Source organism: Actinocorallia aurea (genome assembly GCF_054783995.1).
Map to the genome: position 1 here is coordinate 70,580 of NZ_BAAGPQ010000031.1, position 11,217 is coordinate 81,796.

General features: G+C 69.9%; 10 protein-coding genes and 2 pseudogenes. 7 read left to right on the top strand and 5 right to left on the bottom strand.

Going from position 1 to position 11,217, the window contains the following annotated elements; translation table 11 throughout:
- The first annotated feature begins 104 nt into the window (after positions 1–104).
- The 7 genes from ACYVOM_RS34610 (at position 105) to ACYVOM_RS34640 (ending at position 7,109) form a co-directional block, all read left to right on the top strand.
- On the top strand, positions 105–2,756 hold the full coding sequence (locus ACYVOM_RS34610; RefSeq protein ID WP_460307800.1) for a nitrate- and nitrite sensing domain-containing protein: 2,652 nt from the start codon (positions 105–107) through the stop codon (positions 2,754–2,756).
- A gap of 18 nt (positions 2,757–2,774) precedes the next feature.
- The gene (locus ACYVOM_RS34615) at positions 2,775–3,197 is read left to right on the top strand and encodes a roadblock/LC7 domain-containing protein (protein WP_460307801.1); all 423 of its coding nucleotides are present in this window, start codon (positions 2,775–2,777) and stop codon (positions 3,195–3,197) included.
- Positions 3,194–3,649, top strand: coding sequence for a DUF742 domain-containing protein (locus ACYVOM_RS34620; protein WP_460307802.1), 456 nt, complete (start codon positions 3,194–3,196; stop codon positions 3,647–3,649). The genes ACYVOM_RS34615 and ACYVOM_RS34620 overlap by 4 nt, the downstream gene beginning before the upstream one ends.
- Positions 3,633–4,202, top strand: a complete 570-nt coding sequence (locus tag ACYVOM_RS34625; RefSeq protein ID WP_460307803.1) for a GTP-binding protein — start codon at positions 3,633–3,635, stop codon at positions 4,200–4,202. The genes ACYVOM_RS34620 and ACYVOM_RS34625 overlap by 17 nt, the downstream gene beginning before the upstream one ends.
- Positions 4,203–4,211: 9 nt before the next feature.
- Positions 4,212–5,219, top strand: a complete 1,008-nt coding sequence (locus tag ACYVOM_RS34630) for an ABC transporter substrate-binding protein (protein WP_460307804.1) — start codon at positions 4,212–4,214, stop codon at positions 5,217–5,219.
- A 353-nt stretch (positions 5,220–5,572) separates the two neighbouring features.
- The gene (locus ACYVOM_RS34635) at positions 5,573–6,193 is read left to right on the top strand and encodes a hypothetical protein (protein WP_460307805.1); all 621 of its coding nucleotides are present in this window, start codon (positions 5,573–5,575) and stop codon (positions 6,191–6,193) included.
- A 166-nt stretch (positions 6,194–6,359) separates the two neighbouring features.
- Positions 6,360–7,109 carry a nuclease/transposase family protein gene (locus tag ACYVOM_RS34640; RefSeq protein WP_460307806.1) on the top strand — a complete coding sequence of 250 codons (750 nt, stop codon included), beginning with the start codon at positions 6,360–6,362 and terminating at the stop codon, positions 7,107–7,109.
- Positions 7,110–7,193: 84 nt separating this feature from the next.
- On the opposite strand, the gene ACYVOM_RS34645 is transcribed toward ACYVOM_RS34640, so the two are convergent.
- The 5 genes and pseudogenes from ACYVOM_RS34645 to ACYVOM_RS34665 all read right to left on the bottom strand — a co-directional run.
- A complete protein-coding gene (locus ACYVOM_RS34645) occupies positions 7,194–7,955 on the bottom strand; it encodes an ABC transporter ATP-binding protein (RefSeq protein ID WP_460307807.1) in 762 nt (253 codons plus the stop codon).
- A complete protein-coding gene (locus ACYVOM_RS34650; RefSeq protein WP_460307808.1) occupies positions 7,952–8,794 on the bottom strand; it encodes an ABC transporter permease in 843 nt (280 codons plus the stop codon). The genes ACYVOM_RS34645 and ACYVOM_RS34650 overlap by 4 nt, the downstream gene beginning before the upstream one ends.
- Entirely contained in the window at positions 8,791–9,798 is a 1,008-nt protein-coding gene (locus ACYVOM_RS34655; protein WP_460307809.1) for an ABC transporter substrate-binding protein, read from the bottom strand. The genes ACYVOM_RS34650 and ACYVOM_RS34655 overlap by 4 nt, the downstream gene beginning before the upstream one ends.
- Before the next feature lie 325 nt (positions 9,799–10,123).
- Positions 10,124–10,847 (bottom strand): annotated as a pseudogene (locus ACYVOM_RS34660) (IS5 family transposase).
- A gap of 188 nt (positions 10,848–11,035) precedes the next feature.
- Positions 11,036–11,217, bottom strand: a pseudogene (locus tag ACYVOM_RS34665) (IS5/IS1182 family transposase); the annotation flags it as partial.

Consider the following 11,217-nt stretch of genomic DNA (forward strand, 5'->3'; position numbering starts at 1 on the left):
GTCTTCACCGATTCGTGATTGTCGGTCCGAAACAAGATGGGATCCGGAACATGAATGGAGATGTGGCTCCGCCTGGCGAACGCCGCCGGAAGGGACGCTCATGGTTGCGGGGCGGGCGCACGATCCGCTCCCGGCTGGCGATCATCGTGCTGGTCCCCACCTCGCTGCTGGTGACGGTCGCGAGCTTCGGCGTCGCCGACCAGGTCCGGATCTCCGGTGACGCCGACGCCGTCTCCCACCTGGTCGGCCTCGAACTGTCCGCCCAGGACCTCATCCACTCGCTGCAACGGGAACGGTCCCTGACCAGCTCCCTGCTCGGCGGCGCCGGGCAGTTCCGCTCCCAGGTCGACGCGCAGCGCCGGGCCACCGACGTCAACGAGCAGTCGCTCAAGCAGCAGATCGCGGGCGGCACCTCGCCGAGCGCCCGGGCCGTCTCCGACGCGCTCGCCGGGCTCAACACGCTCAGCTTCATCCGCGACTCCGCCGACTCCGGCCGGCTGAACCGCACCGAGATGCTGGACTTCTACACCTCGGCGATCGTCAAGCTGAACGGGTTCTCCACCGAGGGCGACCTCGGCCAGAGCGACCAGGCGCTCCGCCTCGACCTGAAGAGCCTGCACTCCCTCGGTGAGGCCAAGGAGGCCGTCGCCCTGGAGCGCAGCCAGCTCAGCGGCGTCTTCGCCCAGGGCTACTTCACCCAGAACGACTACCTGCGCTTCACCGAGGTCCGCGCCACCAAGATCGAGGCGCTGGACCGGTTCTCGCAGACGGCGTCCGAGCAGCGCAAGAGCGACCTGACCGCGGCGCTCAAGACGTCGCAGGCGGGCCTGGCGGAGAACTTCGAGCAGAAGGCGCTGCTCGGCGCCGACGGCAGCCCGCTGAAGCTCAGCTCGCCGCAGTGGTCGGCCGCGATGACGACCATCGGCAACGACCTGCGCGAGATCCAGCGGGACCTCGGCGACGACATCCGGCAGCGGGTCGCGGGCATCCACCGCGACGCCGACCGCGGCCTGTTCCTGTACTCGCTGCTCGCACTGGCCTGCCTGATCGTCGCGCTGCTGCTCTGGCTGTACACCTTCCGGTCGATCATGCGCCCGCTGACGATGCTGACCGGCGAGGCCCACGACGTCGCCGAGCGGCGGCTGCCCGAGGCCGTCGCCCGCGTCCAGGCGGCCGACGACCCCGGCGCCGTCATGCAGCACGTGATCGCCGGATCGGTCCTCGCCCAGCGGGACGACGAGTTCGCCGAGGTCGCGGTGGCGCTCGACCACCTGCAGAAGACGGCCGTCCGGCTGGCGGTCGAGCAGGCCGTCATGCGGTACAACACCTCGGAATCCCTCGCCAACCTCGGCCGACGCAACCAGAACCTGGTCCGCCGGCAGCTCGGCTTCATCTCCGCCCTGGAGAAGGAAGAAGCCGACCCCAACCAGCTGGCGAACCTCTTCGAGCTCGACCACCTCGCCACCCGCATGCGGCGGAACGCCGAATCGCTGCTGATCCTCACCGGGGAGCACAGCCCGCGGCGCTGGTCGACCGCGGTGTCGGTCGGCGACGTCCTGCGGTCGGCGTTCGCGGAGGTCGAGGACTACCGCCGGGTGACGCTGCGCCGGGCCGACAAGGCGATGGTGCAGGGCGCGGCCGCCGCCGAGATCGCCCACCTGCTCGCCGAACTCGTCGAGAACGCCCTGGCCTTCTCGCCGCCGGACCTCGCCGTCGAGGTGCAGGCCCGCTCGGCGGGGAACGAGTACCACATCGCGATCGTCGACCAGGGGCTCGGGATGACGGCCGAGGCGATGGCCATCGCGAACGCCCGGCTCGCCGGCGAGGAGAGCTTCCTGGTCAGCCCGACCCGCGACCTCGGCCACTACGTGGTCGGCCGGCTCGCGCAGCGGCTCAGCATCAAGGTCTGGCTGCACGACTCGCCGCTCAACGGCGTCACCGCCCGCGTGGTGATCCCGACGTCGCTGCTGGAGCAGCCCGGCAAGCCGTCGGCCGCGCCGGCGCCCGAGCCGCGGCAGCAGGTGCCGGTCAGCGCCGGGGTCGGGCCGCACACCTCGGGTGCCTACCTGAGCGCGCCGATCCCCGGCGACCGGACGTCCGGGCAGAACGGCAGCGGGCCCCACCCGTCGTCCAACGGCTCCGGGCCCGCGCACCCGGCGTCCCCCAACGGCGCGCAGCCGGGCGCCGCGAACCCCGGCACCGGACCGAACGGGGTCTATCCCGGCGGCTCCCAGACGGACGGTGCGCAGCCCGGCACCGGGCCGAACGGGATCTACCCGGGAGCGGCGCAGAACGGCGGCAGCGGGGCGTACCCGGCCGTCCCCGGCGGCTCCCAGACGAGCGGGGCGTACCCGGCGTCCCACGGCAGCGGAGCCCATCCCGCGGTGCCGCCGGGAGCGCTGTCGGCGCAACCGCCGAACGGGCCGTACTCCGGCGGGATGCCGCCGCAGCCGCCCGGCTCCACCGGCGGGACGCCGTTCGCGCCCGGTCCGCTCGCCGGTCCGCTCGCCAAGGGCCAGCCCGGCGGCGGGCCCCGGCACGCCGCCCCCAAAACGACCCGCAACGGGCTGCTCAAGCGGCAGCCCCGCACCCCCGGCACCCGGCGGGCCGGGGCGGCGCAACGTCCCGCGACGCCGGAGCAGCCCCGTCCCCCGGCGCGTCCCGACCGGACGCCCGGCGAGGTCCGGCAGATGCTGGACAGCTTCAGGCTCGGCTACAACAACGCCGACACCCGCACCGGCGATGAGCCGCAGTGATGGAGGAGAGCCCCCGCCATGTCCCAAACCGCGCAGGACATCAGCAACGTCAACTGGCTGCTGGGCCGGTTCGTGAAGGAGACCGACGGGGTGACCGACGCGGTCGCCGTCTCCTCCGACGGGCTGCTGATGGCGATGTCGGACGGTCTCGACCGGCCGACCGCCGAACCCCTGGCCGCGATCATCTCGGGGCTCGTCAGCCTCTCGCGGACGGCGTCCCACCGGTACCGGTTCGACGGCCTCAAGCTGGTGATGATCGAGATGCGGCGGGGCTTCCTGCTGGTCTCGTCGATCTCCGACGGGAGCTGCCTGGGCGTCGTCGCGACCACCGAATGCGATCTGGGCCTGGTCGGCCACGAGATCGCGGTGCTGTGCGAGCGGTTCGGCGCCCTCCTCACGCCCGAGATCGTCGCGGAGCTGAAGAACGAGGTTCTTCGGTGAACGACGGCCGGCGCGACGAGCCGCCCCGGCCGCCGGGCACGGTCGAGCACCGCAAGGGGCCGGAGCCCGCCGTGCCGGGCACTCCCCCGACCGTGCCCGTCCCGACCGACGAGGGCCCCGGCGAGCAGTTCGTCCGGCCGTTCATCGTCACCGGCGGACGCACCCGGCCCGCCGACGACCGGCTCCGGGTGGAGACGCTGGTCACCGCCATCCCCGCGGCCCTGTCGGCGCCGCTCAGCTTCGAACGCCGGCGGATCGTCGAGGTCTGCCAGTGGCCCCTGTCGGTCGCCGAGATCGCCGCGAGCCTCGGGGTGCCGCTCGGCGTCACCCGGGTGCTGATCGCCGACCTGCTGGCCGAGCGTTACCTCACCGTCCATGAGCAGGCCGGCCTGAACGGCCACCTCTCGCTGGCCCTGCTGGAAAGGATCCGGGAAGGTGTTCGGTCACTCTGAAACCCTCACCTCCATCGTCTCGGCGAAGATCATCGTCTCGGGCGGTTTCGGAGTCGGGAAGACCACGTTCGTCGGCGCGATCTCCGAGATCGAGCCGCTGACCACCGAGGCGGCGATGACGTCGATCTCGGCGGGCGTCGACGACACGACCGGTGTCGAGGCGAAGTCGACGACGACCGTCGCGTTCGACTTCGGCCGGATCACCGTCGACGAGCGCATCGTGCTGTACCTGTTCGGGACGCCCGGCCAGGAGCGGTTCGCGTTCCTCTGGGACGACCTGATCGAGGGCGCGATCGGCGCGATCGTGCTGGTCGACACGCGCCGCATCGACCAGGCGTATCCCGCGCTCGACTTCTTCGAGGAGGCGCAGATCCCGATCGCGATCGGCGTCAACTACTTCCCCGGCTCCGACCGGTTCGACCTGGACGAGATCCGCGAGGCGCTGGGCATCGCGGACCGCACCCCGGTCGTCCTGTGCGACGCCCGGAACCGCGAATCGGTCAAACACGTCCTGATCGCGCTGCTGGACAGCGTGATCTTCAACGCCCGCTAGGAGGCCAGGATGCTCCGTTCCACCCGGTCGCTGACCGCCGCGGTCCTGCTGGCGGTGCTCCCCCTCGGCGGCTGCTCGATGCTCCCCGGCCAGACGCCGGAGGCCGAGGAGCGGCCGGTGACGCTCGGGTTCAGCGCCTGGCCCGGCTGGTTCCCCTGGCAGGTCGCCCAGGAGAAGGGCTTCTTCGCCGCGCACGGCCTGAAACTCGAGCTGCGCTGGTACGACAACTACACCGACAGCCTGACCGCGCTCACCAACGGCGACATCGACGCCAACAGCCAGACCCTCAACGACACGCTCACCGCGGTGACGGACGGGGCGCGGCTCACGGCCGTCCTGGTCAACGACAACTCGACCGGCAACGACCAGATCATCGCCCGGCCCGGCATCACCAAGATCTCCGATCTGAAGGGCAAGCGGGTCGCGGCCGAGGCCGGCACCGTCGACCACTACCTGCTGACGCTCGCGCTGCGCAGGGCCGGGCTCAGCCTCAAGGACGTCAAGTTCGAGCCGATGGCGACCGACGCCGCCGCGGAGGCCTTCAACCAGGGCAAACTCGACGCCGTCGGGGTGTTCGCGCCGTTCACGACGACCGCCCTGCAGCTCGAGGACAGCAAGGCGATCGCGACGTCCAAGGAGTTCCCGGGGGCGATCCCCGACCTGCTCGTCGTCACCGGGGCGTTCCTGCGCAAGCACCCCGAGAAGGTGCAGGCGATGGTCTCGACCTGGTTCGACACGCTCGACTGGATCAAGACGCACCGGGCCGAGGCGCTGCGGATCATGGCGAAGCGGGCGGGCGTGTCGGAGGCCGACTACACCTCCTACGACTCGGGCACCTCGATCTTCACGCTGCAGCAGAACGTCGAGGCGTTCCGGTCGGACACCGCGACGGCGACGAGCCTGCCGTTCCAGGCGCGGTCGCTGTCGCAGTTCCTGGTCGACAACCAGCTCTCCCCCATGAAGGCGTCGCTGAACGACCTGTTCGATCCGCGGTTCATCCAGGCCGAACGGCACTGACGTCCCGCGTTCGCGAAAGAGCCCGCCTCGGGGAGGCGGGCTCTTCGTGCGTTCCGGCGGCGGGGGCACGGTTTTGTCCCGTGGAACGGTGGGCGCCGCCGGAGGGTATTGAACTGTTGCCCGCTGAGTGTTCAGGAGTGTTCGGAAGCGTCTACAAGGTCGTGTTCGTGGTGTCGGTGGTGCTGGTCGTGGTGTCCCCGGGTCGGGGTGCGGTCGCTGGTTCCGGCGGCATGGCATGGGCTGTGTGTTGTCCGGTTTCCCGGACATGGCCCTGGCATCGGGAGTAGGTTCTCGATCGATCACATTCAGTGACTTCGGCCAGGTGAAGGGGGTCGTCTGCTCTGGGTGGGTCGGTGCCGCTGCGGTCGATGGCCGGGCCGTTCGTGGTCTCCGAGGCTTGTGGTGTGTCGGTGCGGACCCGTTTGAAAGGCCTCGCCGCGGCCGATGAGGAGGTGTTGCGGCGGGTCGGCGCGCATCTGGGATCCCTCGCATCCCGGGATCTGAAGGCGCGTTGCGCCGATGGGCTGGGCCATAGCGCGCAGCGGTGGGCGGAGCGCAAGCGGGAGTTTACCGGGGGGTCGTCGTCGAGGTGGGCGGGTGCGATCACCAAGGCCTCCCATGATCAGTGGGCGCTGGCCCGCCGCTCCCAGACCGCCCACATCACCACCCTCGACGCCGCCATCACCACGATCAGCCACCGCCTCGCCCTGCCGGTCGGACAGAAAGGCGCCCGGGGTGTGCCGGGCGGCTACCGGTCGGCTCAGGAGTGGTTCGGCAAGTCCCGACGCCTGACGGTCTTGAAGCAACGCCGGGCGCAGGTCGCAGCGGATCGGGCCGAGGGCAGGGTGCGGGTGGTGCGGGGCGGAAAGGCACTGGCTCGTTCCCGGCATCATCTGGAGGCTGCCGGGTTGAGTGAGCAGGAGTGGCGCGCTCGGTGGGAGGCGGCCCGCTGGTTCCTGTCCGCCCGACGGTGAGACCGGCAAACGGCACGGCAACGAAACCCTGCGCATCACCCCTGACGGGCAGGTGTCGATCAAACTGCCCGCCCCGCTGGCCGGTCTCGCGAACGCCCCCCACGGCCGCTACACACTGTCCGCCCGAGTCTCCTTCGCGTATAGGGGTCGGGAGTGGGTGGATCGGGTGGAGGCCGATCGGGCGGTGGCCTACCGCATCCACCTGGACCCCGCACGGGGCCGCTGGTACGTGGACGCGTCCTGGCAGCGCCCGCCCGTGCAGACGATCCCGCTGGAGGCGGCGCTGGCCTGCGGTGTGGTCGGGGTCGACACCAATGCCGACCACCTCGCCGCCTGGCACCTCGACGTGCGCGGCAACCCGGTCGGAGAAGCCCGCCGGTTCCCCTACGACCTGACGGGCACCGCCTCGCACCGGGACGCCCAGCTTCGCCACGCTTTGACCGGGCTGTTGCACTGGGCGCGGCGTCTCGGCGTCGCCGCGATCGCCATCGAGGATCTCGACTTCGGCGACGTCAAGTCCCGCGAAAGGCACGGCAGGCGGCGTCTGCGGCAGGTCGTCCACGGGATCCCGACAGGCCGGCTGAAGGCCCGGCTGGTGTCGATGGCCGCCGAACACGCAATCGCGCTGGTGGCGGTCGATGCGGCCTACACCAGCCGGTGGGGAGCCCAGCACTGGCAGCAGCCCACCAGCACACCGGAACGCAAGACCAGCCGACACGAGGCAGCAAGCCTCGTGATCGGACGGCGCGCCCAAGGCCATGGCGCCCGGCGACGGACGGCACCGCCCCCGCACCACCAGAGCGATGACGCGAGGCATCGGACCGCCCAGGCCCGGCACCACGACCCCAGGCGCGAGGAACCCCGCCCCACCCGGACCGGACAGCGGACACGATCCGCTGCTCCACCGGGCGCGTGAAAGCAGGGGACCAGTCTGTCCAACACCGTTCGGGACAGGCGCACTGACCCCGGGAGGACACTCCTGGACAGTGCTCAGGAACGGTCAGGCGTAGGAGGGCGAGCGGTGGTCGCGGACCAGGCTCTCGACCTTGGCGCGCAGGTCGAGGAAATGCGGGGTGAGCTTCAGCGGGAGGTCCCGCTGGTCGGGGAGGGTGATCGGGAGTTCGGCGGCGACCCGGCCCGGCGACGTCGCCAGGACCACGATCCGCTGCGACAGGAAGACCGCCTCCTCCACGTCGTGGGTGACCATGACGATCGTGGTGCCGGTGTCCTGCCAGACCTTGCGGACGAAGACCTGCATGTCGTCCTTGGTCTGGCAGTCGAGCGCGCCGAACGGCTCGTCCAGGAGCAGCACCTCCGGTTCGCACGCCAGCGCGCGGGCGATCGCGACCCGCTGCCGCTGGCCGCCCGAGAGCTCCTTGGGCAGCCGCTTCTCCAGGCCGGTGAGGCCCAGCTCGGCCAGGTACCAGGCGATGCGTTCGCGCCGGTCGGCCTTGCTGATCCTGAGCGGTTCGAGGCCGAACGCCACGTTCTGCTCGACGGTCCGGAACGGGAACAGGGCGCCGGTCTGGAAGACCAGGCCGCGTTCCGGGCCGGGCCCTTCGACGGGCAGGCCGTCCAGGGTGATCGTCCCCCGGCTGGGGACGTCGAGTCCGGCGATCAGCGACAGCAGCGTCGACTTGCCGGATCCGCTCGCGCCGACGATGCAGACGAACTCGCCCGCGGACACCTCCAGGGAGATGCCGTCGAGGGCGAGTGCTCCGCCGAAGTCACGGGAGACACCCGTGATGGCCAGGCGCTTCATGGCTGCCACCTTCCGATCCGGTCGCGAAGGAGTCTCAGCAGGACGTCGATCGCCAGCCCGATCATCCCGATGACGATCAGCACGGCGAAGATCTTGTCGGACTGGAGGAACCGGCCCGCGCGGGCGATGCGGTACCCGAGCCCCGACTCGGCCGCGATCAGCTCTGCGACGACGACGAGGTTCCAGGCCACCGCGAAGTTGACGCGCAGGGCGTCCAGGATGCCGGGGAGGGCGTAGGGCACGATCACCCGGCGCAGGATCTCGTTCTGGCGGGCGCCGAGCGTCGCCGAGACCTGCCGCAGGTCGCGCGGGACGACCTTGACGACGTCGGCCGTCATCAGCGTGTTGAAGAAGACGACGCCGATGACCAGCAGCGCGATCTTCGAGCTCTCGCCGATGCCGAGCCAGATCACCAGCAGCGGGATGAACGCGCTGGCCGGCAGGTAGCGCAGGATGCCGATCACCGGTTCCAGCGCGGCGTGCGCCGACCGGTAGGCGCCCATGAGGATGCCGAGCGGGACGGAGATCAGCGTCGCGATCCCGAACCCCCACAGGATCCGGGACGAGCTGGCCCAGGCGTCGTCGGCGAGCTGCCCCGACTTGGCCATCTCCCAGCCCGCCGACCAGGTCGCGGACGGGGTGGGCAGGAACTCCGCCTGCACCCAGCCCGCTTCGCTGACCAGCAGCCAGAGCGTGAACGGCACGAGCACGGAGGCGGCCCGCAGCAGCCAGACCGCGCGCGGCGGGACCGGCGCGCCCAGGGTGAGCAGCGCCGGCAGGGTGCGGGCCGGACGCCGCCGGGGAAGCGGCGTCCGGTGCTGCCTGAGGGCGGTGGTCACTGCTTGACCGCTTCCACGAACTTCGCGTCGAACAGGCCGTCCAGGGACGGTTCGGTGTCGGCGAGCTTCGTCGACACCAGGAAGGAGGAGATCTCCTTGGCCTGGTAGTCGAGGTTGGTCGGCGCGGTGCCGGTGCCGAACGCCGAGACGTTCTCCTTCAGGTCGAAGATCGTGGTGCCGGAATCGTAGGACTTGTAGTCGGCCTCCGAGACGCCCGCCCGCTTGGCCATGATCTGGATGGCCTCGGCCGGGTTCTCCTTGATCCACTTCAGCGTGTCGAACCACGTCTGGACCAGGCCCTGGACCTGCTCGGGGTGCGCCGAGACGAACGAGTTCTGCAGCACGAGGTGGTCGGGGATCGCGCCGGGGAAGTCCTTGGACGTCGCGATCGCCTTGCTGCCGGGCAGTTTGAGCGCGGTCGTGGTGAACGGCGCGAACACGCCGACGGCGTCGACCTGCTTGGCGGCGAACGCGGCGGCGGCGGCGTCGGTGGTGAGCGGCTTGAAAGTGATGTCGGTCGGGCTGAGCCCGGCCTTCTTCAGTGCGAGCAGCAGCAGGTAGTGGTCGACGGTGCCCTGCTCGGCCGAGACCGTCTTGCCCTTGAGGTCGGCGATCGAGTTGATGCCAGGGGCGGCGATGATCTGGTCGTTGCCGGTCGAATTGTCATTGACCAGAACGATGGTCTGCTTGGCCCCGCCCGACACCGAGGCGAGGGTGTCATTGAGGGTCTGGCTGTTCGCGGTGATCGCTCCGCTGGCGAGGGCCTGGAGCGAGTCGGTGTAGGAGTCGAAGTACTTCAGTTCGACCTTGATGTTGTTCTTCGCGAACAGCCCCTTCTCACCCGCCACCTGCCACGGGAACCAGCCGGGCCAGGCGGAGAAGCCGAGGGTGATCGTTTCGCCGGACGCGCTGTTCTTGGCGTCGGAGCCGCAACCCGTCAGCGAGGCGGCCAGCAGCAGGGCGCCCAGTACGGCGCCCGTCCGGAGTCGGGGGAGGAATCGCATGGTTCTTCGGGCCTTCTTCCACTGAGGGGGGTCGGGGGTGAGCTGGCCGAACGCCGGGCAGGGGGCCAATCCGGCGGTGAACGAATTTCTCGATCTTATCGGCTAACGGCTTGGAAGGCTCCATTACCGCCGGGTAATTCGACCGTGATAATGGACGGGGATTACGGCCGTGCACGAAATCGACCGCCGTTGTTGTTTTTCCGCCTTCTCGGAGAACACGGGGAAAAGGCACGTCGGCTAATTCCTGTCGCTTGACAGATATAGATGGGCCGCGCGTGTTTCTTCGGCGTGTCCCGGCGGTTCCCCATCCGTAAAAGCTGCGGGGCTAGAGCGTGTCCGGTGGATCTTGGTTGATCCAGAGGAGGGCGCTGACGAGCGTGATGCCTGCTTGGTAGTGGTGGGCGAGTTCGTCGTAGCGGGTGGCGATGGCGCGCCATTGCTTGAGCCGGTTGATGCAGCGCTCTATGACGTTGCGGTGCCGGTAGGCGGCGGGGTCGAAGGCGGGCGGGTGCGGGGTCTTCCCGCGCCCGGCCGCGGCACCCGCAGCGTGTTCATGAGCTGCGGGAACACCGTGCAGTCGTTGACGTTCCCGCCGGTGACGACCAGGGCGAGGGGCAAGCCGCGGCCGTCGACCGCGAGGTGGATCTTGCTGGTCAGCCCGCCCCGGGACCGGCCGAGGGCCTCCCGGTTTATCCCGCCGTGTTCCCCTTTTTGCGGGCGCCGGCCGCGTGCTGATGGGCTCGCACGATCGTGGAGTCGATGCTCACGCTCCAGTCGAGGCGGCCGATCGCGTCGTCATGGACCGGGACGTGCTCCAGCAGCCGGTCGAACGTCCCATCACCTGCCCATCGGCGGTAACGCTCATAGACCGTCTTCCAGTTGCCATACCGCTCCGGCAGATCCCGCCACGGAACCCCCGTCACCAGCTTCCACAAGATCCCGTTCAACACGGTCCGGTGATCCAGCCACCGGCCCCCACGGGCCGCCTGAGCGGGCAGAAGAGGCTCCACCCTCGCCCGGGCGGCATCGGTCAGCTCATGACGACGCACCATGCACGCCATCACACCCCGTATCCGTGATCCACCTCAGCCGAACACCAAGACTCACCGGACACGGCCTAGTACTACAGCCTGATTTCGTGATGTCTGACCCAGCGGCGAACAGTCCCGTAGCTGGGTGACGTCGTTGCGGTTCTCGCCGGCCAGCGAGACCGCTAGGGGGATGCCGTTGCCGTCGGTCAGGACGTGGTGCTTGGAGCCCGCTCGACCTCGGTCGACCGGGCTCCTTCCTGTTTTGGGCCACCCTTCAGCGCCCGGATGTGGCTGCTGTCGATCACCGCCCGTGACCAATCCAGCTTCCGTGCGCCGTTCAACTCCACCAACAGGGCTTGATGCAGCTCGTCCCACACGCCGGCCTCGT

Excerpts from the sequence above, each read along its gene's own strand:
- ACYVOM_RS34645 (WP_460307807.1), bottom strand. The coding sequence starts at position 7,955 with ATGAAGCGCCTGGCCATCACGGGTGTCTCCCGTGACTTCGGCGGAGCA.
- ACYVOM_RS34615 (WP_460307801.1), top strand. The coding sequence starts at position 2,775 with ATGTCCCAAACCGCGCAGGACATCAGCAACGTCAACTGGCTGCTGGGC.
- ACYVOM_RS34655 (WP_460307809.1), bottom strand. The coding sequence starts at position 9,798 with ATGCGATTCCTCCCCCGACTCCGGACGGGCGCCGTACTGGGCGCCCTG.
- ACYVOM_RS34630 (WP_460307804.1), top strand. The coding sequence starts at position 4,212 with ATGCTCCGTTCCACCCGGTCGCTGACCGCCGCGGTCCTGCTGGCGGTG.